This window comes from Achromobacter anxifer (genome assembly GCF_903652925.1).
Taxonomy (GTDB): Bacteria; Pseudomonadota; Gammaproteobacteria; order Burkholderiales; family Burkholderiaceae_B; genus Achromobacter; species Achromobacter anxifer.
In genome coordinates this window covers 16,536-38,719 of record NZ_CAHLAR010000016.1, presented here as the reverse complement: position 1 = coordinate 38,719, position 22,184 = coordinate 16,536, and the positions used below count along the sequence as shown (strand labels likewise).

Here is a 22,184-nt window from a genome sequence, read left to right as displayed (position 1 = left end):
TGGCATGTGCTTGCTATTTATGCTACTGGACTTATGATAATTGGCATATTTCACCAATCATCCAATACTGGTTTCAATTTCATGCCAAAGCGCGAACTCGACGCCTATGACCGCCGCATTCTGGAGGCCCTGCAGCAGAACGCGCGGCTGACCAATGTGGAGCTTGCCGAGCAGATCGGCCTGTCGCCCTCGCCCTGCCTGCGGCGGGTGCGCCTGCTGGAAGAGGCCGGCGTCATCCAGGGCTACGAAGCCCGCCTGGCGCCGGACGAGGTCGGCCTGGGCCTGACCATCTTCGTCGGCATCAAGGTGGAACGGCACCACGAGCGGGACGCCGCCCAGTTCCGCAAGGAAGTCAGCGCGCTGCCGGAAGTCATCTCCGCCCACCTGGTGTCGGGCGAATCCGACTTCCTGCTGCACGTCGTGGTGCCCGACCTGCGGGCCTATGAACGTTTCCTGCTCGACACCCTGCTCAAGCTGCCCGGTGTGAAGGACATCCGCAGCAATTTCGCCATCCAGACCGTCAAGCCGCAAAGCCCGCTGCCGCTGGATCATCTGGCAAAGTGAAGGCGCCGCGCCGGCGCGAGCGAACGCGCTCAGGCCATCGCCGCCGCGGCCCGGTCCACCGCCTGCGAGCGGCGCTCGAACCGGGCCTGCGACATTTCCAGATAGCGCTGCACCACGGCCGGCTCCGAGGTCTTGGGTGTCCCGCCAGGAAACGGCGGCTTGGGGTCGTACTCGATCTGCAACTGGATGAGCTTGGCCACGTCCTCGCCGCACAGCTGCGCCACCACCAGCAGCGCCATGTCTATGCCCGAGGTCACGCCGCCCGCCGTGAACAGATTGCCGTCCACGCACATGCGTTCATCGCTCGGAATCGCGCCGAAGCGCGACAGCAATTCACGTGCACGCCAATGGCTGGATGCGCGCCTGCCTCGCAGCAGCCCCGCCGCGCCCAGCAGCAGCGAACCCGTGCAAATGCCAAACACATGGCGCGCCGCCAGCCCCTGGGCGCGCGCGAACGCTACCCAGTCGGGGTCGACAATGGCATCATCCGTGCCCGGCCCGCCGGGCACCACCAGCAGATCGCAGGCCGGCGCGGACGCGAGGGTCTGCGTGGGCACGAAACACAGCCCGCGATCGGACCGCACCGGGTCCCGCGTTTTTGCGACAAAATCCACGGTAAAGCCCGGCGCGCCCGCCAGTACTTCGTACGGTCCGGTCATGTCCAGCTGGGTCAGCCCTTCGAACAAGAGAAAATTCACATGCATGACGATGCTCCGTTGGAAACGACAAATCCCAGCATAGGCGGACGCGCCCAGCCGCGCGCGCCAATTCCAGCGCCGGATGCGCCAAAGCGCGTGATGTTCGTCCTGTATGACGGCTTCCAGCCGCTGGACCTGGCGGGGCCCTGGCAGGCCTTCAGCTCGGCCAACGAGGAAGCCGGCCGCAAGCTCTACCGGCTAAGCACCATCGCCGCCGCGCAGCAGGTGTCCACCTGGGAACAGGGGCTGCGCATGCAGGTGGATGGCACCTTCGCCGACGACGGCGACGAGCCCTTCGACATGGTGTTCGTGCCCGGCGGCCCCGGCGCGGATTTCGCCGGCGCGCACGGCGAGACCCGTGCCTGGCTGCGTCGCCGCGACGCCAGCGCCGCGCGCACCTGCAGCGTATGCACCGGCGCCTTCGTGCTGGCCGCGGCCGGCCTGCTGGACGGCCGCGCCGTCACCACCCACTGGCGTTCAGCCGACCGGCTGCGCCAGCTCTACCCTGCCCTGCGCGTGCAGGACGACCGCATCTACATCGAAAGCGGCAAGTACTGGACTTCGGCGGGCGTCACCGCGGGCATCGACCTGGCGCTGGCGCTGATCGAGCGCGATTTCGGCGCCGACCTGTCGCAGCGCGTCGCGCGCAGGCTGGTGGTCTTCATGCGGCGCAACGGCGACCAGCGCCAATACAGCCAGGCGCTGCGGCTGCAGGACCGCGTGGCCGCGCCGTTCCGCGACCTGGTGGAAAAGATCGAGGCGCGGCTGTCGGCGCGCTGGTCCGTCGACGACATGGCCGACGCCTGCCAGATGTCGCGCCGCACCTTCCAGCGCAAGTTCGCCGCCCATTTCGGCGTGGCCCCCACCGAGGTGCTGAAGCGGCTGCGGCTGGAACGGGCGCAAGCGCTGGCGGCGTCCGGCAAGGTATCCAGGAAGGAGATGGAGCGCGAATTCGCGCTCCATTCCTCGCCGCAAAGACCGGATGCAGGCAACTAGCTCGCCAGCCCCACCGACACGCCCCCGCACACGTACAGCATCTGTCCCGTCATGAACCCCGCCCGCCGGTCCATGAACATGGATACCGCGTGCGCGACCTCTTCGGGCTGACCCACGCGCCGTACCGGGATCGACGCTTCCAGCGCCAGCGTCTGCGGCGCGCCTGCGGGATTGGACTGGTTGAACAGTTCGGTGGCGATGGGCCCGGGCGCCACGGTGTTCACCGTGATGCCGCTGCCCGCCAGCTCCAGCGCCCAGGTCCGGGTCATGCCCGCCAGCGCCGCCTTGGAAGCGCCATAGACGGTGCGCCCGTCCTTGCCCAAGGCGGCGCGGCTGCCGATGTTCACCACGCGCCCATAGCCCGCCGCCCGCATCCCGGGCAGCAAGGCTTGCATCAGCAGGACGGGCGCCGTGACGTTCAGCGCCATGATCCGCGCCATCTGCTCCTGGGTCACGTCATCGATGCGCGCGACCTGGATCATGCCGGCGTTGTTGACCAGGTGCAGCACCTCGCGCTCGGCCGCCAGCGCCTGCGCCGCGGCGATGGTGGCCGGCGCATCGCCCAGGTCGACCGAACGGAAGGTCTCGCCGCGCAAGAGCGCTTCGGGCGCGCCGCGGCTGAAGTTGACGACCTCGAAGCCGTCGTCGATCAGGCGCGCGATGATGGCGCGGCCTATGCCCCGGCTGCCGCCGGTGACCAGTGCGGTGGGTTTGTTCATTGCGCGGTGATTCCCTTGTCCTTGATGAGTCCGCCCCATTTCTTGCGTTCCGCGCTCTCGAAGGCGGCCAGGTCCGCGCCGAACAGCGTGCCCGGCTTGGCGCCCATGCCGGCGAAGTTGGTCGCGATGGCCGGGCTTTGCAGGCCGGTGCGCGCGGCTTCGATCAATTGCTTGACCACGGCATCCGGCGTGTTGCGCGGCGCGTACAGCGCGAACCAGGCGGTGACGTCGAAGCCTGGCAGGCCGGATTCTGCGACGGTGGGCAAGTCAGGCACCGAGGGGTCGCGCGTGGCGGACGTGACCGCCACGCCGCGCACCAGGTTGCCGTCCTTGATCTGCGCCAGGGCGCCCGGCAGGTTGTCGAACAGCAGGTCGACCTGGCCGCCCGCCACCGCGGGCAGGGACGCGGACGTGCCCTTGAACGGCACATGCAGCATGGTCACCCCCGCCATGGCTTCGAAATAGGCGCCGGTCAGGTGCACCGAGGAACCGATGCCGGGCGAGGCATAGGTCAGCTTCTTGTCCTTGGACTGCTTGGCCGCCTTGATCACGTCGGCCACCGTCTTGTAGGGCGACTTGGCGCTGACGGCGATGACGTTGGGCGTGGTGGACACCAGCGCGATGGGCACCAGGTCGCGCTCGGGATCGAACGCCATGTTGCTGTACAGGAACTGGTTGATGGTCTGGGTGCCGATGGTGCCCAGGCCCAGCGTGTAGCCATCGGGCTTGGCCCGCGCCACATAGGCCATGCCGATGTTACCGCCCGCGCCGGGCTTGTTCTCGACCAGCACGGTCTGCTTCAGGCCCGGCTCCAGCGCATGGGCGATGGCGCGGCCGAAGAGGTCCGCGCCGCCGCCCGGCGGATAAGGCACGACGACGGTGACGGGATGGTCGGGGTAGCCGGCCGCTTGCGCGGCGGGCAGGGTCAGGAAGGCCAGCGCGGCCAGGGCCGGCGCAGTGATCGCCAACCCGCGTTGCAGGAATTGCGTCATGGGCTTGTCTCCTATCGAACCCGCTGATTGCGGATTTCTTTTTAAAGTACGTAAATACGTACTATATTCATAAGAACATGGAAAACCTCCAGGAGACAAGCAGATGAAACGCTGGACCCAACGCCCCGAAGGCTCCACCTGGGGCGATTTCGGCCCGGACGACGAGATCGGCCGGCTCAACCTGCTGACCGAGGAAAAGGTGCTGCAGGCGGTCCGCGAGGTGCGCGCGGGCAAGGTGTTCTGCCTGTCGCTGCCGCTGGACCTGCCGGGCGGCAACGTGCTGAACCCGCGCCGCCACGCGCCGGTGCTCAAGCCCACCTTCCGCGAAGGCACGCCCTATCTGAACTTCCAGATGTCCCAGGTCCAGCCCGAGGCCGTGGACGTGCTGTCCGACGACCAGGTCACGTTGTCCATGCAGTACTCCACGCAATGGGACGGCCTGTGCCACGTGGGCGCGCTGTTCGACATCCAGGGCGACGGCGAGGCGCGCCGCGTCTACTACAACGGCTACGCGGCCGGCGTGGACGTGTTCGGCGGCGCCGATCCCGACAACTCCGCCGATGCCTGCTGCCCGCCCGGCGGTTCGTACGCGCGCAAGCTCAGCGTCAGCCGCTACGCCGAAAAAGGCATGCAGGGCCGCGGCGTGCTGGTGGACCTGGCGCGCGCATTCGGTCCCGGCCGTAAGATCGTCGGCCTGGCGGACCTGCAAGCCGCCATGCAGGCGCAGAACGTCACGGTCGAGACCGGCGACATGCTGGTGCTGCGCACCGGCTTTGCGGAAGCCATCGTGGCCATGGACGGCCAGCCCGATCCGCACAAGCTGGAACAGACGGGCGCCGTGCTGGACGGATCCGACCCGGCGCTGCTGGACTGGATCACGCAGTCGGGCATCGCCGCCATCTGCGCCGACAACTATGCGGTCGAGGCCTATCCGGCGCGCACGTCCGGCCCCGGCCATTCCATCCTGCCGCTGCACCACCACTGCCTGTTCAAGCTGGGCGTGCCGCTGGCCGAACTCTGGTACCTGAAGGACCTGGCCGACTGGCTGCACGCGCAGGGCCGCAACCGCTTCCTGCTGACCGCCCCGCCCTTGCGCATGCCCGGCGCCGTGGGTTCGCCCGTGACGCCCATCGCCACCGTCTGAACCATGCACATGCCGTACTCGACTTTCTCCGAACACCTGGATGCGCTGGCCGCGGGCCGGCCCGACGCGCCCCTCCTGATCGACCAGGACCGGCCCGTCAGCGCGGCGCAGCTGCGCGCGCGCAGCCGCAAGCTGGCCGCCGGCCTGGCGCGCCTGGGCGTGCAGCCGGGGCAGCGCGTGGCGGTCTGGCTGCCCAATTGCGCCGCCTGGGTCGAATCCTTCCTGGCCTGCGCGCACCTGGGCGCGCTGGTGCTGGCCGTCAACACGCGCTTTCGCGCGCTGGAACTCGCGGACATCCTCGGCCGCGGCAAGGCCGACTGGCTGGTGTTCTGGCCGGGATTCAAGGGCATCGATTTCCAGGGCATCCTGGGCGAGGTCGCGCCAGAGCACCTGCCGCGCCTGCAAGGCGTGATCGCGCTGGCGGGCGCGCACGAAACGCTGCCCGCCACTCTCCACGGCAAGCCCGCGCACCGCTACCAGGACCTGCTGTCCTGCCCGGACCCCGCCCCTGCCGCGCAGCCCAACGCGGGCGTGCTGTGCTTCACCACGTCAGGCACCACCTCCAAGCCCAAGTTCGTGCTGCACGACCAGCGCACCCTGCTCAACCATGGCGCGACCGTGGCGCAAGCCTATGGCTACGACGCGACCGCCTGCGTGCTGGCCAGCGCTCCGTTCTGCGGCGCCTTCGGCTTCGCGACCCTGGCGGGCGGCCTGGCACAAGGCGTGCCCGTGGTCTGCGCGCCGGTGTTCGACGCCGCCCAATCCGCCGTGGCGGTGCGCCGCCACGCGGTGACGCATACCTATGCCAACAACGAAGCGCTGGTCGGCATGATGCAGGCCGGCGCCCCGGGCGACTTCGCCTCGGCCCGGCTGTTCGGCTTCGCCAGCTTCACGCCGGCGCTGGACAATATGCTGGACCTGGCCCGCGAGGCCAGCGTGCCGCTCACCGGCCTGTACGGATCCAGCGAGCTGGTGGCCCTGGTCGCCGCCCAGCCGCGCGATCCGGCCGACGGCGACGTATCGGTCCGCTACCAACCCGGCGGCACCCTCATCTATCCCGACGCCCGGGTGCGCGCGCGCGATCCGGCCACCGGCGAGATCGTGCCGCAGGGCCAGTCGGGCGAACTCGAAATCCTCTCGCCCAGCCTGATGCAAGGCTATCTGGACAATCCCGAAGCCACCCGCGGCGCGCTGACCGACGACGGCTACTTCAAGACGGGCGATCTCGGCTACACGCTGGGCCCGCGCCAGTTCGTGTTCCAGACCCGCATGGGCGATTCGCTGCGCCTGTCCGGCTTCCTGGTGAATCCCGTGGAAATCGAACAGGTGGTCGAAACCCTGCCCGGCGTGCGCGCCTGCCAGGTGGTCGGCGCCACCCAGAAGGGCAAGACCGTGCCCTACGCCTTCGTGCTGCTGCAAGCAGGCGCTGCGGCCGACCCCGCAGGCTGGGCCGCCGCGTGCAAGGCCGCGATGGCGGGTTTCAAGACGCCGGCGGGCTTTACCGTGCTGGATGCATTCCCCTCGGTGGAAAGCGCCAACTCGGTCAAGATCCAGAAGCACCGGCTGCGCGAAATGGCCGATGCCATGCTCGCCGCTCCGGCCACGACACCCTCTGCCTGAACATGCCCGATCCCAAGCTTTTTTCGCGCAGCCCCCAGCCGCTGTATCTGCAGGCGGCCGCGCTGTTCCGCAGCAACATCCAGAACCGCACCTGGCGGCCGGGGCAGCAGATCCCGCCGCTGGAAGCGCTGATGGAAACCTACGGCATCTCGCGGGCCACCATCCGGCAGGCGTTCGGCTTGCTGGAAGAAGACGGCCTGATCCGCCGCTCGCGCGGCTCGGGCACCTTCGTCAACGCCGAACTGCCCGAGACGCCCACCCTGCTGATCCCCAAGACCTGGGCCGAAACCGTGGAACTATCCAACCAGCTGGGCACGGTGTCCCTGGTGGAATCCAGCGCCGACTCGCCGCTGCCCGACACGCTGGGCATGCCTTGCAATGCCGATCGCAGCGGCAGCTTCCAGTACCTGCGGCGGGTGCACACCACGGATGGCGCCCCCTTCTGCTATAGCGAAGTGTTCCTGGACAGCGTTCTGTTCCGCAAGCACCGCGCCCGCATCCGCAAGAGCACCGTGGCGCCGGTACTGGACCAGTTCTACGGCGCGCGCATCAGCGAGGCGCGCCAGGTGCTGAACGTGATCGAGGCCGGCCAGGAGTCCGCCGAATCCCTGCAGATCCCCGTATCGTCGCCCGTGGCCGAACTGCGCCGCTACGCCTGCATCGACGGCCGCGTGGTGTATTTCGCGCGGCTGGAATTCCCGTTCCGCAAGGTACGGATGGAGTTCGACCTGCTGTCCAACCGCTAGACCCGCCACAAGCCAGGAGCCCCGACCCGCAATCCGACAAGACAGAGCGCCGCAGCACATCACCAAGCGCCAGCAGTATCCGAACCAGATCCGGCATAAAGGAGACAAGCCATGAAATGCCGCAGAACCCCCCGGATTTCCTTGAAGTTGCGCAGCACGCTAGCCCTGTTTACCGCCTTTGCCGCGGCGCCCTGCGCCATGGCAAAGGCCATCTCCGACGACGTGGTCCGCCTGGGCCTGATCCTGGACATGAGTGGCGTCTACGCCGACGTCACCGGCAAAGGCAGCGCGACCGCGGCCGAAATGGCCATTGCCGATTTCGGCGGCACGGTACTGGGCAAGAAGATCGACCTGCTGGTGGTGGACCACCAGAACAAGGCCGACATCGCCGCCGCCAAGGCGCGCGAGTGGTACGACACGCAAAAGGTCGACGCCATCATGGACGTGGCCGGATCCGCCCCGGCGCTGGCCGTGCTGGAAGTGGCCCGCGAGAAAAAGAAGATCGTGGTCTTCAGCGGGCCCGGCACCGAACGCATCACCAACGACCTGTGCTCGCCCTATTCCGTGCACTACACCTACGACACCTGGTCGCTGGCCAACACCACGGCGCGCGCCACCGTCGAGCAAGGCGGCAAGAGCTGGTACTTCCTGACGGCCGACTATGCCTTCGGCCACACCTTGCAGGCGTCCGCCACCGAAGTCGTCAAGGCCAACGGCGGCACCGTGCTGGGCGCGTCGCGCCACCCCCTGGGTTCCAGCGACTTCGCGTCCTACCTGCTGCAAGCCCAGGCCAGCCGGGCGCAGATCGTGGGCCTGGCCAACGCGGGCGGCGACACGGTCAACGCCATCAAGGCCGCCAGCGAGTTCGGCCTGACCAAGGGCGGCCAGAAGATGGCCGGGCTGCTGCTGTACATCAACGACATCCACGCCATCGGCCTGGAAGCCGCGGCCGGCCTGACGCTGACGGAAGCCTTCTACTGGGACATGAACGACCAGACCCGGGCCTGGTCCCAGCGCTACTACGACAAGCTCAAGAAGATGCCGAACATGAGCCAGGCCGGCACCTACTCGTCCGTGATGCACTATCTGAAGGCGGTGCAGGCCGCCGGCACCGACGAGCCCGCGGCGGTCATGAAGCAGATGAAGTCCATGCCCATCAACGACTTCTTCGCCACCAACGGCCGCATCCGCGAGGATGGGCGCATGGTGCACGACATGTACCTGTTCGAAGTGAAGAAGCCGTCCGAGTCCAAGCGGCCCTGGGACTACTACAAGCTCGTGGCCACCCTGCCCGGCGACCAGGCCTTCATGCCGTTGTCGCGCTCGTCCTGCCCGCTGGTGAAGAAGTAGCTGGTAAAGAAATGGCGACAAGGCGGGCGCCGCGACGGCGCCCGCGCCGCTAGGCGCGCAGCGCCCGGTCCAGCTCCAGCACCGTCTGGTACAGCACGCGCGTGCCGTCCAGCAGTTGCGCCGGCTCGATCGACTCCTCCGGACAATGGCTGCGGCCGTTCAGGCACGGAATGAAGATCATGCCGATGGGGCCGGTGGGCGCCATGTAGACCGCGTCATGGCCCGCACCGCTGGGCAGGCGCATGGATGCATACCCCAGGTCCTTTGCGGCGGCCTCCACCGCGTCCATCACCAGCGGCGAACAATCGGTGGGCAACGCCCGGCTTACCGGCGCCACGCTGGCTTGCAGGCGCAGGGCCTTCAAGCCTTCCGCCACCTCCGCCATCAGCGATTCCGGAAAACCCTCCAGCACGGCGTCGCTGTCGCTGCGCACCTCCAGCATCATTTCCACACGCCCGGGCACCGCATTGGCCGCGTTGGGCGTAAGCGTCAGGCGGCCGACAGTCGCCACCACATAATGCGGCCTTCCGCTAAGCGCGCTGGCCTGGCGGTTGGCCGCGTCGATGATGCGGGCCGCGCCCACCAGGGCGTCGCGGCGGATGTCCATGGGCGTGGTGCCGGCATGGTCGGGCTGGCCTTCGACCGTGATCAGCACGCGGCGGATGCCGACGATGTTGGTGACCACGCCGATGGGCAGGCCGCGGCTTTCCAGCACCGGTCCCTGTTCAATGTGCAGCTCGACGAAGGCGGCGGTGCCGCCCGGTCCGCGCAGCGGCTGGCCCAGCGCGTCCGGATCCCCGCCTATGCGGCGCAGGCCTTCGGCCAGGGTTTCGCCCTGGGGGTTGCGCGCCGCCAGCATGGCTGCATCCAGCTTGCCGCTCAACGCCCGGCTGCCTATGCAGGACGGGCCGTAGTCGCTGGGCTCTTCCGACAGGAAGTCGATCACCTCGAAGGGATGCTCCAGTTCGACGCCGTGCTCGCGCATGGCGTGCGCGACCTCGATGCCGGCCAGCACGCCGATGATGCCGTCGTAGCGGCCGCCGCTCATCACGGTGTCGCAATGCGAGCCGGTCGCGATCGGCTTGCGCGACGGATCGCGGCCCGGGCGGCTGCCTATCAGGTTGCCGCCCGCGTCGAGCCGGACGGTGAGCCCGGCGGCTTCAAACTCCGAACGCAGCCAGTCGCGCGCGTCGGCAAACAGCGGCGAAAAGGCGCGGCGGGTCCAGGGCACATCGGGCAAGGTGAAGCCGGCCAGGGTCTGGGTGCGGGCCCAGAGGCGTTCGGCGTTCAGAGGCGGAAACGGGACGGTCATGGCGCTTCCCCTCAAGCCTGGCGCAGACGCAGGAAGCGGCCGTCGCCCTTCTGGTTGACGATGCGCTGACCGTCATAGACCTGCTGGCCGCGGCACCAGGTGGCCGCGACGCGCACGGTGAATTCACGGCCTTCGAACGAACTCCACTGCACCGCCGACAGGCTGTTCGATGGATTGAAGGCATAACGTTCCGGCGTGAGGATGACGATGTCGGCGTCCTTGCCCACGTCCAGCGTGCCCTTGCGGTCATCCAGCAGGAAGTGCTGCGCGGGGTTGCGGCTCAGCTGGCGCACCACCATGGATGGCGCAATGCCATGCTCTTCGCAGCCCGTCCAGAAGGCAGGCAACAGCGTTTCCAGGCCGGGGCCGCCGGACGAGTTCTTGAAGACGTTGGGATTCTGCTTGCGCTCCAGGCCCCAGCTGACGTGATCCGACGACACGAAGGTGCATTCGTCGTTGGCGATGTGGGTCCAGAGCAGGTCGACCTCGGCCTTGGGCCGGATCGGCGGATAGTGCTTGGTCTTCGCGCCGAAGCGGCGGGTATGTTCTTCATGGTTCAGCATCAAGTACTGCACGCAGGTTTCGATGCTGGCGCGATGGCCGCTGCGGCGGTACATGTTGCAGATCTCGAAGCCGCGCGAGGTCGACACGTGCACCGCATGGGCGCGGGCGCCGGTTTCGGCGCCGATCTCATAGATCAGCGCGGTCGCCAGGTTCTCGATCAACGGCGTGTGGGCCCGCATGAAGGCGTCCCAGCCCGTATCGTCGGCCTCGATCAGGCGCGCGATGTTCTTGCGGGTCAGCTCCTGCATCTGGTTGTGCACGCCGCAGGCCAGGCCCGAAGGCGCGATCAGGCGGAAGGCTTCGTACAGATCGTCTTCCTCGATGCGGGGAAAGCGGCCCGGAGTGGCTTCGAAGGTGGAAAACTTGAACGCGCAGACCCCGCCCTCGATCAGGCCGGCGGCGGCCGCCAGTCCATGCTCCTTGTTCAGGGTGCCGAACAACGCCACGTCCACATGGCAATCGCGCTCGACCTCGGCGATCTTGGCGTCCAGGTGCGGACGCGAAGCCACGGGCTCCGGATCGTCGTAGGGCATGTCCACCATGACCGTGACGCCGCCGGCGGCCGCGGCGCGCGAGGCCCAGCCCAGTCCTTCCTGATTCGCCTGGCTGCCCGAATGCACCTGGCCGTCCACCACGCCGGGCACGATCCACTGGCCGCGCGCATCCACGCTGCCGCGCGCCGCGGGAGGCTGGCCCAGGCCGCGCGCCGCGATCCTGCCGTCCCGCACCGCCAGCCAGCCGTCCATCGCCACGCCATCCGGGTCGACGATGTTGCCGCGCACCACCAATTCGAAATCGCTCATGACCGCATTCCATCCTGTGTTGAATGCAGGCAGTGTAGGAGCGCGATTCCAAAACGTCTTATGCTTATATGTGCGTAAGAATTAACATCAGGTTAATCATATGAAATTGAATCTGCGGCAGATCGAAGTTTTCCGGGCGATCATGCTCAGCGGCTCCATCAGCGGCGCGTCCAAGCTGCTGTTCGTCTCCCAGCCCGCGGTCAGCCGGCTGATCGCCTATACGGAGCAACGCCTGGGCCTGATGCTGTTCCAGCGCATCAAGGGCCGCCTCTACCCCACCCCTGAAGCCCACCGCCTGTTCGTGGAGGTCACGGCGCTGTACCAGAACGTGCAACGCGTGAACGAGGTTGCCGACAACCTTGCCGAGAACCGCGAGGGGCAATTGCGGCTGTCCTGCAGTCCCAGCCTGGGCCAGTCGCTGCTGCCCCGGGCGATCGCGCAGTTCCGCAAGCGCTATCCCCAGATGCGCATCGTGTTGCAGACGCAGATCCCGGCAACGCTGCAGCAGGCGCTGCTGACGCAGCAGGTCGAATTGGGCGTGGCCTACATGCCCGTGGAACACCCCAGCCTGGCCTCGCAGCCGCTCTACGAAAACAAGATCGTCGCGGTCCTGCCCAAGGGTCATCCGCTGGCCGGCCAGGGCCAGGTGGAGGTGCGCGATCTGGTCAAGGAGCCCCTGATCGGCTACAGCGCCGACATCCCTTTCGGCATGCTGATCAACCGCCTGTTCGGCAACGAGGACTCGCGTCCGGAGCCGCTCATCGAAGTGCAGCAGGCCCACGTCGCCTGCGCCCTGGTGCAGGCGGGCGCGGGCGTGGCGCTGGTGGACGAAATCACGGTCGCGGGCCCCACCTGGTCGAACGTGGTGGCGGTGCCCATCCGCGGCACGGTCAACGCGCCAGTGAACGTCTTCCACGTGCAGCTGCAGCCCTTGTCGCGCCCGGCGCTGGCGTTCATCAATGTGCTGCATGGCCTGGAGCGACACAATTAAGTCCTGCCGCGCCCTGTAAACTTCCTGGGGTTATCCCTTAGCCTGGCCTCAACCGTCCCCCACACCCCGCTATGGCGCGGGCGAGTGATTAATTTGATGTTATGGACCAGGAACAAAAGGTAATACGACATTATCGGGATTGATTCCTATGATGCGCTCGTCTGTCCAGGGGACCTCGTAATCGCCGCGCCAAGCGCGCCCGCCCCCGGACGCTCACGATCAGAACTGGGAAACAATGAAGGACATCTCGATGAACCTGGGAGCCGAAGCCGTGCCGGCCCGGAAGGCGACCCAACCCGTGCGGGATCACAGCGGACGCAAGGCCGTCATTGCCGCTTCGGCCGGCAATGCCCTCGAATGGTATGACTTCACCGTCTATGCCCTGTTCGCGGTCTACATCGGGCAGAACTTCTTTCAGAACGCCAACCCGACCGTGCAATTGATGACGTCGTTCCTGGCTTTCGGCCTGGGCTTCGTGGTCCGCCCGCTGGGCGCGCTGGTGCTGGGCTCCTACGGCGACCGGGCCGGCCGCAAGGCGACCCTGACGCTCACCATCATGCTGATGGCGCTGGGCACGCTGCTGATCGCCGCCGCCCCGCCCTATGCCGCCATCGGCGTGGGCGCTCCGCTGCTGATCGTCTGCGGCCGCGTGCTGCAAGGATTTTCCGCCGGCGGCGAAGTCGGCGGGGCCACCGCCTTCCTGGTGGAGCATGCGCCCGCAGGCAAGCGCGGCCAGTATGCCTCCTGGCTGCAAGCAAGCATGGGGATCTCCAACTTGCTGGGCGCACTCGTGGCGACCCTTGTCACGACCCTGCTTACCGAAGCGCAAGTGGGCGAATGGGGCTGGCGCATTCCCTTCATCCTGGGCCTGGCCATCGCGCCGGTCGGCCTGTGGATGCGCGCCGCGCTGGACGAAACGCCGCACTTCCGCGAGGAACAGGAACGCCAGGCGCGCCAGAATGCCCGCATCAAGGCGCCGCTGCTGGCCGTCATCCGCGACTATCCCAAGGAACTGCTGACCGGCCTTTGCATGTCGGTGCTCTGGGCGGTCGGACCTTATGCGCTCATTATCTTCATGCCGATCTACGTGCAGAAATCGATGGGCTTCACGAGTTCGCAAGCCTTCATTGCCGCGCTGGTGGGCAATCTGTTCCTGACCGGCGGCTGTGTGTTCTCCGGCACCCTGTCGGACCGCTACGGACGCCGCAACATGCTGCGCGCAGCCGCCGCGGTACTGCTGGTCGCCGTCTACCCGCTGATGATGTGGCTGCAGGCATCGCACACGCAAATGACGCTGATCGTGGTGCAGTCGCTGTTCTGCCTGATGGTGGCGATGTACGTGGGCGTAGCGCCCGCCGCGCTGTCCGAGGTATTCCCGACCGCTGTGCGCTCCTCGGGCATGTCCCTGACGTACAACACCGCCGTCACCCTGCTGGGCGGCTTCGCCCCGGCCATCCTGACCTGGATCACTTACTCCACGGGCGTGTCCTTCGCCCCGGCCCTGTATGTCATGGCCGCCAGTGTCGTTGCGCTGCTGGCCCTGACCGTGCTGCCGCAGGGCAAGCACATCTGAGCCTGCATTGACGGCCGCCGCGCAACGCTGCGCGGCGGCCGTCAGCCCCTCTGCTTCATTCAGGCCGCCACGGCCTCCTCCAGCATCTCCAGCCGGTCCTGCCCCCAGAACACCTCGCCCCGGTACACATAAGCGGGCGATCCGAACACTCCGGCGGCAACGGCGTCATTGGTGTTGCGGCGGTAGACGGCCTCGATGCCGGGCTCGGCCGCCGCGGCCAGCAGCGCCGCGGCATCCAACCCCTGCCGGTCCACGATGCCGCGCAAGGTGGCTTCATCGGAGATGTCCTGCTCATCGCACCACTCCGCCTTCAGGATGGCCTTGTACAGCGCCGCCACCGGCAGGCCGGCGCGATCCGCGGCGATGACGATGCGCGAAGCCAGTCCCGCGTCCGGGCACATATGGGCCGGCTGCGGATTGACGTGGATGCCCAGCTTGCGGCACCAGCGCGCCAGCTCCGTTACCCGGTAGGCCTGGCGTTCCGGCGAGCGCAGGCCCAGCAGTATGCCGCCGGTGCGGGCGTAGACCTCGGGCAGGTCCACCGGCAGGTAGCGGATCCGCGCCTGCTGTCTTGCGGCCAGCGCTTCCAGCCTGTCGGCGCCCAGGTAGGCCCAGTCGGAGTTCATCCAGAAGTAATAGTCGATGGTCTTCATGGCGTCTTCAATCATGGCGTCCTCAGGTTTGCGCGGGCAGGCACTCGCAAGGCGGCAGGCGCGGCGGCCCCGCTGCGCATCAGCCAGGCGCTGACCAAGGCGATCACTCCCAGGATGCTCAAGTACCACACCACATACCTGGGATCGCCGCCGCCCTTGGCCAGCAGCCAGGTCGCCACGATGGGCGCCAGGCCGCCGCCAATGGCGCCGGACACCTGCACCGCCAGCGAAATGCCCGTGTAGCGCACTTCGGCCGGGAACTGGCTGGAGAACAAGGTGCCTTCCGGCCCGTACAGGCAAGCGTAGACCAGGCCGACTGCCAGGCAAACCGCAAGAATGATCCACCCGGTGTCGCGCGTGCCCAGCAGGTGGAAGAACACCGGCGCGCAGGCCAGGATGCCGAGGGTGCCGGCCATGAACACCCACTTGTGGCCGATCTTGTCGCCCAGCATGCCGAACAGCGGCATGGTGAACAGCGCGACGGCCGCGCCCCAGATGGTGGCGTCCAGCATCACCGAGCGCGCGATGCCCAGCGTGCCCGTGGCGTAGGCCAGCGAAAAGGTCACGACGGTGTAGAACCAGGTCACTTCCGCCAACCTCGCGCCCACCACCACCAGCAGCGCGCGGCGATGGTGCTTGAGGACCTCCGCCACCGGCACCTCGACCTTGGCGCCCTTCTCCTTCATCTGCTCGAAGTCGGGCGACTCGGCCACCTTGACCCGGATGAACCAGCCCACCAGCAGCAGCACCACGCTGGCGAGGAACGGCAGGCGCCAGCCCCAGGCCAGCATGTCGGCTTCGGGCAAGGCCGCGACCGCGCCCATCGCCAGCGAAGACAGGATCAGGCCCGGCGCCACGCCGGCCTGCGGCAGGCTGCCGAAGAAGCCCTTCTTGCCTTCCGGCGCATGCTCCACCGCCATCAGCACCGCCCCGCCCCATTCGCCGCCCACCGCGATCCCTTGCAGGAAGCGCATCAGCACCAGCAACACCGCGGCCCAGTAGCCGATCTGTTCATAGGAAGGAATCAAGCCGATCAGGATGGTCGGCACGCCCATCAGCAGCAAGGTGATCAGCAGCATGGACTTGCGGCCGATCTTGTCGCCGTAGTGGCCGAAGATCACGCCGCCCAGCGGCCGCGCGAAAAAGCCCACCGAGTAGGTGGCGAAGGCCGCCAGCGTGCCCGTCAACGGGTCGAAGGACGGAAAGAAGATCTTGTTGAAGATCAGCGCGGCAGCGGTGCCGTACAGGAAAAAGTCGTACCACTCGATGGTGGTGCCCATCATGCTGGCCAGTCCGGCCGTCACGTAATCGCGGCGCGAGCGCGCAGCCGCAGGCTTGGTCGTCATCATCATGACTCCCCGAAAAAGGTCTGGAAGGAAGAGGCTGCGCGGTATCAGGCGGCGGGCAACGGCAAGGGCGCAATGCCATGCGTCTGCCGCGCCCAGTAGTTGAACGTCGCGTTGACGATCGAGGGCTTGAGCAGGTAGTCGTGCGCCTCGCGCGCCAGCGCGTCGTCCACCGGCGTCAGCGGGCCGAAGGCCTGGGCGCGGATCTGCATGCGCGCCGCGCGCTCCAGGTACACCGACAGATAGGTCGCCTCTTCGCAGTTGACGCCGGCCGTCAGGTAGCCGTGATGCGCCAGGATGATGGCACGCTTGTTGCCCAGCGCGCCGGAGATAATCACCCCTTCCTGGTCGGCGATCGGCACGCCGGGCCACTCGCCCAGGAATGCGCAGTCGTCATGCAGCGGCGTCATGTCCATCTGCGAGATCACCAGCGGCTGGCGCGCCGCGGCCAGCGCCGAGGCCCAGGGCGAATGCGTGTGGATGATGGACTGCACGTCGGGCCGCGCCTCGTACACCCACAGGTGGAAGCGCGTGGCCGGGTTGGCCATGCCCTCGCCCGTCAGCGTGTGCAGGTCGCGGTCCACTTCGATGAAGTCGGCCGGCGTGGCCTCGTCGAAACCCAGGCCGAAGCGCAAGGTCCAGTAGGCGCCCGGCCGCTGCGAGCGCACGCTGATCTGCCCGGCCAGTCCGGCCTCCTGCCCGGTCATGGCCAGGATGCGACAGGCATAGGCCATGGTGTCCTGGATGCTGCGCGACACGGGGCGCAGATGGCGCGCCATTTCCTGCGTGGCGCGGGTATCGAAATAGGATTTCTCTCGTAATGCGGTGCTCATGTCTTCCCCTGTGTAATGCCCGCGCCATCGGCGCCACCGGACGCCATGCGAGGTATGCACAGTATGGAAAGCCAGCCGCGATACAGCCATGCAGCCAGGGTCATAGCAGCTATTCAGGCGCACCCGGGCGCGGCGCTACTGCAAGGCGATGCGATGCGCGACGGCCAGAAGCTCGCCCACCAGCGGCAGCGGCTGGCGGTTGGCCAGGGTGATGGCGACCACCCGGCGTCGCAGGATCGGGCTGCGGACCCGGACCTTGCGCAGCCCGTACTCGGTCAGCAACTTGTCGGGAATGCGGGACGGCAGGATGCAGGCGCCCACGCCCGAGGACACCAGCTTGAGCATGGCGTCTATGGTTTCGGCCTCGGCCACGAACTCGGGCTCCAGCCCGGCGCTGTGGATCATCTTGCGCAACGCGTAATGCGGCGGAAAGCCCACCAGCCGCAGCGCCATGCCGGCCAGGTCCACGTCGTCCCGCAGCGGCACGTCGCCGCGCACGATCAGGCACATGTCGTCGTCGAACAGCGTGGCCGAGGCCAGGTTGTCCGACGCCACCGCCGCGTCGTAGACGAAGCCCACGTCGGCCTTGCCGCTTTCCACCAGCGCCACCACCTCGGGCGAACTGCGGCCCATCACGGACAGGTTGACGTGTTCATGGCTGCTGACGAAACTGGCCACCACCTCGGCCATGAAGTAGTAGCTGAGCGTATGCACGGTGGCGAGCCTGACGGTGCCCTGCGTCACGCCCTCGCGCTGGCGCACCGCTTCCAGTACCTGGTCGATGTTGCGGTAGGCGGGCTGGATGCCATCGAGCAGGCGGGCGCCCGCCTCGGTCAGCTCCACGCCGCGGCCGGTGCGGATGAACAGCGGCTTGCCGACGTGGGCTTCCAGCGCCGCCAGCTGGCGGCTCAGCCCGGACTGCGTCTGGTCCAGGTCCTCTGCCGCCCGCGATAGCGATTTGAGTTCCGCGATGCGCAAGAAATAGCGCAACTGCCGGTCCGGTGTGTCCATGCTGCCCTCCCGCCCCCTATGCGATGCGCCCATGCCGGCGCGGCTGACAGTGTGCACCAGCGGCCGGCCGGACACTACGGGGATTTGCGCTAGGACCGGGTTGGCGTACCCTGGATGGCCTGGCCGCCGCCACATGAAAGGAAACCTGAATGACCGCGCCCCTGCCCCAGCGCCCCATCGCCGCCACCATAGCCGCCGTCGTCCGGGACGGCCGCGTGCTGCTGGTGCGCCGCGCCAATCCGCCCGATCAGGGCCGCTGGGCCTTCCCCGGCGGCAAGATCGACGCTGGCGAAAGCGTCCATGCCGCCGCGGCGCGCGAATTGCAGGAAGAGACCGGCGTGCGCGCGGAACCGCTGCACGTGTTCGATGCGGTGGACGTCTACGACCGCGACGACGCGGGCGCGCTGCGCCGCCACTTCATCCTGATCGCCGTACTGTGCCGCTGGCAGTCCGGCGAGCCGGTGGCGGGCGACGATGCTGCCGACGCCCGCTGGGTGCCGCTGGAAGAATTGGACGATCATTCGCTTGCCACCAGCTTCGGCGTGGCCGAACTGGCGCGCAAGGCGGCGACCCTGTCGGCTGCGCTGTAGATCCGCCGCATCTCGTCCGACGCATCTCGTCCGCGGCAGACCCGCCGCGATCCGCACCCCGCCCCGCTCAGTCCGCCCCGCTTTCCAGCAGCCAATCCCGGAACGCCCGCGCCTTGTCCGGCATGGCGCCCCTGCCTGGCCACACCAGGTAATAGCCGAAGTCCTCCAGCATGGCGTCGTCGCGCGGTGGTCATGGACTACTTCGGCGGCCGCCATGTCAGCGGCATCATCGGCGCGCTGTACACCAGCGTCGCGTTCGGCACCCTGATCGGCCCGGTGGCCGCGGGCCATGCCTATGATCTGAGCGGCTCTCACCTGCTGCCCATCATCGCCAGCGCGGCGGGCAATGCGGTGGCGGCCGCGGTCACGGTCCTGTTGCCGCGCAGGCCGGATTTGCAGGGCACGGCATCCGGCGCGCCACAGGCTCTACCATAGGCGTCCGCAATCCTTTTCCTGGCCGGGCATGTTCGACCCCTACCTCTCCCGCTGGCAACTGACGCCCGACGGCGCCCCCATCGTCACCCGCGCGGCGCAGCTGCTGCCGGTGCGGCATCGCGGCCTGCCCGCCATGCTCAAGGTCTCGCATGAAGAAGACGAGAAACAGGGCGGCGTGCTGATGCGCTGGTGGGACGGCCAGGGCGCCGCGCGCGTGCTGGCGCATGCGGATGACGCCATTCTGCTGGAACGGGCCACCGGCGCGCGTTCGCTGGCCGAGTACGCCCGCAACGGCCGCGACGACGAGGCCACCCTCATTATCTGCGGCGTGCTGAAGGACCTGCACGCGCCGCGCGCCCGGCCCCTGCCCGCGCTGCGTCCGCTGGAGGAATGGTTCCAGGAACTGTGGCCCATGGCGCGGGCACAAGGCGGACTGCTGGCGCACAGCGCCCGCCACGCCCGCGCGTTGCTGGACAGTCCGCGCGACCTGACGGTGCTGCACGGCGACGTGCACCACGACAATATCCTGGACTTCGGCGAGCGCGGCTGGCTGGTCATCGACCCCAAGCGCCTGCATGGCGAGCGCGCCTTCGACTACGCCAACATCTTCTGCAACCCCGACCTGGCGGATCCGGTGCCGCCCGTGGCCATCACGCCCGGACGCTTCGAGCGGCGGCTGGACCTCATCGCCGCGCAGTCCGGACTGGAGCGCCGCCGCCTGCTGCAATGGATCCTGGCCTGGTGCGGGCTGTCGGCCGCCTGGTTCATGGGCGGCGGCGAGGACGCCGCGATCGACCTGGACATCGCCCGCCAGGCGCAGGCGCTGCTGGAGCCCTGAAGTCCGGCGCACGCGCGCAAGCATGACAGTCCGATGCGGTAAGGTGTAGCCCCACACCCCTTATCTCTTCATTCCTGGAGTACCGAATGACCGGATTGTTCATCGTGGTGGCGGCGCTGGCGTTCCTGATGCTGGCGGCGTATCGAGGCTATAGCGTGATCCTGTGCGCGCCCATTGCGGCCATGGGCGCGGTGCTGCTGACGGACCCGTCGGCGCTGGCGCCCGTGTTCTCGGGCATTTTCATGGAGCGCATGGCGGGCTTCGCCAAGCTCTATTTCCCCGTGTTCCTGCTGGGCGCCGTGTTCGGCAAGCTGATCGAGCTCTCGGGCTTCTCGCGCGCCATCGTGCAGGCGGTGCTGCGGCTGATCGGCGCCGAACGCGCCATCCTGGCCATCGTGCTGGTCTGCGCGGTGCTGACCTACGGCGGCGTGTCGCTGTTCGTGGTGGTGTTCGCGGTGTATCCGTTCGCGGCCGAGATGTTCCGCCAGGGCGGCATTCCGAAGCGGCTCATGCCGGGCGCGATCGCGCTGGGCGCGTTCACCTTCACCATGACCGCCCTGCCCGGCACGCCGCAGATCCAGAACATCATTCCCACCACCTTCTTCGAAACCACCACCTGGGCCGCGCCCTGGCTGGGCCTGATCGGCGCCTGCTTCACCCTGACCGCCGGCATCGCCTACCTGGAATGGCGGCGCAAGCGCGCGGCCGCCGCCGGCGAGACCTACGGCACCGACCTGCGCAACGAGCCGGTCACGCCGCCCAGCGAACGCGAGCACCATCCGCTGATCGCGCTGCTGCCGCTGGTGGTGGTGGGCGTGGCCAACTACCTGCTGACGCGCTGGATTCCCGGCTGGTATCCGGCGGGCTCCGAAGTCGCGCTGCCGGGCCTGCCCCAGCCCATGCCCGTCAATGCCGAGGACCAGGTGGCGCTGTGGGCGGTGATGGGCGCGCTGATCGCGGGCATCGTCACCATCCTGCTGTTCTCGTTTCGTTCCATCAAGGCGCACTTCGCCGAAGGCAGCAAAAGCGCGGTGTCGGGCGCGCTGCTGGCCTCGATGAACACGGCGGCCGAATATGGCTTTGGCGGCGTCATCGCCGCCTTGCCCGGCTTCCTGCTGGTTGCCGAAGCGCTCAAGGCCATTCCCGATCCGCTGGTGGGCGAAGCGGTGGCGGTGACCTCGCTGGCCGGCATCACCGGTTCGGCCTCGGGCGGCATGAGCATCGCGCTGGCAGCCATGGCCCAGACCTTCATCGACAGCGCCCATGCGGCCGGCATCCCCATGGAGGTGCTGCACCGGATTGCCGCCATGGCCAGCGGCGGCATGGACACGCTGCCGCACAACGGCGCGGTCATCACGCTGCTGGCGGTGACGGGCCTGACGCACCGCCAGTCCTATGGCGACATCTTCGCCATCACCCTGATATCGACCACGTCGGTGTTCCTGGCGATCGCGGTGTATTACCTGACTGGCATCGTCTGAGCCAGGCCGGCGGCGATGACCTCCGCCAGCCATTGCGTAAAGACGCGCACCCGCGCCGATACCTGGCGGTTCTGCGGGTACAGCACCGACACGGGCATAGGCGCGGGCGGTGCGTCGGGCAGCACGATCTTCAACTGGCCCGCCGCCAATTCGCGTTCGACACGGTAGCGCGGCACCTGAACCAGACCCAGCCCCGCCAGCGCCGCGCCCGTGTAGAGTTCAGCGCCCGTGACGCTGACCACGGCCCTGGGCCGCACCTGCACGTTCTTGCCGTCGACCGTGAAATCCAGCGGCAGGCTGCGGCCGGTCGCACTGGACAGATAGTCCACCGCGCGATGGCCTTCCAGATCCTCCAGGCGGCGGGGTTCGCCATAGCGCTCCAGATAGGCCGGGCTGGCCACCGTCACCTGCGGCATCAGCGCGATCTGGCGCCCGGCCAGCGACGAGTCCTGCAGCGCCCCCGTGCGCAGCACGCAATCCACGCCTTCGCGCACCAGGTCCACCAGGCGGTCGTCCTCGCCCAGCTGCAGCACGATGTCCGGGTAGCGCTCCAGGAAGGCGGGCAGGCCCGGCATGACGAAGAACCTGGCCAGCGTGCCCTGCGCGTTGACCCGCAGCAGGCCCTTGGGCGCCGTGTTGAGGAAGGCGCCGTCGGCCTCTTCCAGATCCGCCAGCAGCCGCACGCAGCGCTGGTAGTGGGCCTCGCCGTCGTGCGTCAACCGCACCTGGCGCGTGGTGCGTTCCAGCAGCCGCGCGCCCAGGCGCGTCTCCATGCGCTTGACCAGGTTGGTGACCGTGGGCCGCGGAATCTGCAGGTCCTCGGCCGCCTTGGAAAAGCTGCGTCTCTCGGCGATCCGCACGAACACCTGCATTTCCTGGAAGCGGTCCATCGCCGTGCGTCCATTATTAATGTGAATGAAATTAT

General features: G+C 67.9%; 21 protein-coding genes and 1 pseudogene. 12 read left to right on the top strand and 10 right to left on the bottom strand.

What is annotated here, in order from left to right; all coding sequences use genetic code 11:
* Positions 1-81: 81 nt before the first annotated feature.
* A complete protein-coding gene (locus HWY37_RS31560; protein ID WP_175208912.1) occupies positions 82-564 on the top strand; it encodes an Lrp/AsnC family transcriptional regulator in 483 nt (160 codons plus the stop codon).
* Positions 565-593: 29 nt separating this feature from the next.
* Here HWY37_RS31560 and HWY37_RS31555 read toward each other — a convergent pair whose 3' ends face one another.
* Positions 594-1,268 carry a DJ-1/PfpI family protein gene (locus HWY37_RS31555; protein ID WP_176090622.1) on the bottom strand — a complete coding sequence of 225 codons (675 nt, stop codon included), beginning with the start codon at positions 1,266-1,268 and terminating at the stop codon, positions 594-596.
* A gap of 90 nt (positions 1,269-1,358) precedes the next feature.
* On the opposite strand from HWY37_RS31555, the gene HWY37_RS31550 reads away from it, so the two are divergent.
* Positions 1,359-2,258: a GlxA family transcriptional regulator gene (locus HWY37_RS31550; protein ID WP_176090661.1), complete on the top strand. Its 900-nt coding sequence runs from the start codon at positions 1,359-1,361 to the stop codon at positions 2,256-2,258.
* Here the strand turns inward: HWY37_RS31550 and HWY37_RS31545 are convergent.
* Together HWY37_RS31545 and HWY37_RS31540 are read right to left on the bottom strand one after the other, a co-directional pair.
* A complete protein-coding gene (locus tag HWY37_RS31545) occupies positions 2,255-2,977 on the bottom strand; it encodes an SDR family oxidoreductase (RefSeq protein WP_175208915.1) in 723 nt (240 codons plus the stop codon). The genes HWY37_RS31550 and HWY37_RS31545 overlap by 4 nt on opposite strands.
* Positions 2,974-3,969 (bottom strand): Bug family tripartite tricarboxylate transporter substrate binding protein, encoded by a 996-nt coding sequence (locus HWY37_RS31540; RefSeq protein ID WP_175208916.1) that lies wholly within the window; start codon positions 3,967-3,969, stop codon positions 2,974-2,976. Before HWY37_RS31540 ends, HWY37_RS31545 begins: the two co-directional genes overlap by 4 nt.
* 103 nt (positions 3,970-4,072) lie before the next feature.
* Between HWY37_RS31540 and HWY37_RS31535 the strand changes: the two genes are divergently transcribed.
* The 4 genes from HWY37_RS31535 (at position 4,073) to HWY37_RS31520 (ending at position 8,829) form a co-directional block, all read left to right on the top strand.
* Positions 4,073-5,113: a cyclase family protein gene (locus HWY37_RS31535; protein ID WP_175208917.1), complete on the top strand. Its 1,041-nt coding sequence runs from the start codon at positions 4,073-4,075 to the stop codon at positions 5,111-5,113.
* Between the two features lie 3 nt (positions 5,114-5,116).
* Positions 5,117-6,733: an AMP-binding protein gene (locus HWY37_RS31530; RefSeq protein WP_425485061.1), complete on the top strand. Its 1,617-nt coding sequence runs from the start codon at positions 5,117-5,119 to the stop codon at positions 6,731-6,733.
* 2 nt (positions 6,734-6,735) lie between these two features.
* Positions 6,736-7,479, top strand: a complete 744-nt coding sequence (locus tag HWY37_RS31525; protein WP_175210396.1) for a GntR family transcriptional regulator — start codon at positions 6,736-6,738, stop codon at positions 7,477-7,479.
* Between the two features lie 111 nt (positions 7,480-7,590).
* A complete protein-coding gene (locus HWY37_RS31520; protein WP_176090620.1) occupies positions 7,591-8,829 on the top strand; it encodes an ABC transporter substrate-binding protein in 1,239 nt (412 codons plus the stop codon).
* 49 nt (positions 8,830-8,878) lie between these two features.
* Here the strand turns inward: HWY37_RS31520 and HWY37_RS31515 are convergent, their stop codons facing one another.
* Positions 8,879-10,141: a Zn-dependent hydrolase gene (locus HWY37_RS31515; RefSeq protein ID WP_175210399.1), complete on the bottom strand. Its 1,263-nt coding sequence runs from the start codon at positions 10,139-10,141 to the stop codon at positions 8,879-8,881.
* 11 nt (positions 10,142-10,152) lie between these two features.
* Positions 10,153-11,508 (bottom strand): dihydroorotase, encoded by a 1,356-nt coding sequence (locus HWY37_RS31510; RefSeq protein WP_176090619.1) that lies wholly within the window; start codon positions 11,506-11,508, stop codon positions 10,153-10,155.
* A 100-nt stretch (positions 11,509-11,608) separates the two neighbouring features.
* On the opposite strand from HWY37_RS31510, the gene HWY37_RS31505 reads away from it, so the two are divergent.
* Both HWY37_RS31505 and HWY37_RS31500 read left to right on the top strand, forming a co-directional pair.
* On the top strand, positions 11,609-12,499 hold the full coding sequence (locus tag HWY37_RS31505; protein ID WP_175210403.1) for a LysR family transcriptional regulator: 891 nt from the start codon (positions 11,609-11,611) through the stop codon (positions 12,497-12,499).
* A gap of 250 nt (positions 12,500-12,749) precedes the next feature.
* Positions 12,750-14,072, top strand: a complete 1,323-nt coding sequence (locus HWY37_RS31500; protein ID WP_246302459.1) for an MFS transporter — start codon at positions 12,750-12,752, stop codon at positions 14,070-14,072.
* A 59-nt stretch (positions 14,073-14,131) separates the two neighbouring features.
* Here the strand turns inward: HWY37_RS31500 and HWY37_RS31495 are convergent, their stop codons facing one another.
* The 4 genes from HWY37_RS31495 to HWY37_RS31480 form a co-directional block, all read right to left on the bottom strand.
* Positions 14,132-14,725 (bottom strand): 2-hydroxychromene-2-carboxylate isomerase, encoded by a 594-nt coding sequence (locus HWY37_RS31495; RefSeq protein ID WP_176090660.1) that lies wholly within the window; start codon positions 14,723-14,725, stop codon positions 14,132-14,134.
* Positions 14,726-14,736: 11 nt separating this feature from the next.
* Positions 14,737-16,074: an MFS transporter gene (locus HWY37_RS31490; RefSeq protein WP_176090659.1), complete on the bottom strand. Its 1,338-nt coding sequence runs from the start codon at positions 16,072-16,074 to the stop codon at positions 14,737-14,739.
* Positions 16,075-16,118: 44 nt separating this feature from the next.
* Entirely contained in the window at positions 16,119-16,904 is a 786-nt protein-coding gene (locus HWY37_RS31485; RefSeq protein WP_176090617.1) for an aldolase, read from the bottom strand.
* Positions 16,905-17,039: 135 nt separating this feature from the next.
* On the bottom strand, positions 17,040-17,915 hold the full coding sequence (locus HWY37_RS31480; protein ID WP_175210409.1) for a LysR family transcriptional regulator: 876 nt from the start codon (positions 17,913-17,915) through the stop codon (positions 17,040-17,042).
* Positions 17,916-18,064: 149 nt separating this feature from the next.
* On the opposite strand from HWY37_RS31480, the gene HWY37_RS31475 reads away from it, so the two are divergent.
* The 4 genes and pseudogenes from HWY37_RS31475 to HWY37_RS31460 all read left to right on the top strand — a co-directional run bounded on the left by HWY37_RS31475 (position 18,065) and on the right by HWY37_RS31460 (position 21,259).
* Positions 18,065-18,505 carry an NUDIX hydrolase gene (locus HWY37_RS31475; RefSeq protein WP_175210410.1) on the top strand — a complete coding sequence of 147 codons (441 nt, stop codon included), beginning with the start codon at positions 18,065-18,067 and terminating at the stop codon, positions 18,503-18,505.
* 183 nt (positions 18,506-18,688) lie between these two features.
* Positions 18,689-18,940, top strand: a pseudogene (locus HWY37_RS31470) (MFS transporter); the annotation flags it as partial.
* A gap of 28 nt (positions 18,941-18,968) precedes the next feature.
* On the top strand, positions 18,969-19,778 hold the full coding sequence (locus HWY37_RS31465) for an aminoglycoside phosphotransferase family protein (protein ID WP_175210412.1): 810 nt from the start codon (positions 18,969-18,971) through the stop codon (positions 19,776-19,778).
* Positions 19,779-19,864: 86 nt separating this feature from the next.
* Positions 19,865-21,259, top strand: coding sequence for a GntP family permease (locus tag HWY37_RS31460; protein ID WP_176090616.1), 1,395 nt, complete (start codon positions 19,865-19,867; stop codon positions 21,257-21,259).
* Here HWY37_RS31460 and HWY37_RS31455 read toward each other — a convergent pair.
* Positions 21,238-22,149: a LysR family transcriptional regulator gene (locus tag HWY37_RS31455; RefSeq protein ID WP_176090615.1), complete on the bottom strand. Its 912-nt coding sequence runs from the start codon at positions 22,147-22,149 to the stop codon at positions 21,238-21,240. The genes HWY37_RS31460 and HWY37_RS31455 overlap by 22 nt on opposite strands.
* Positions 22,150-22,184 lie beyond the last annotated feature (35 nt).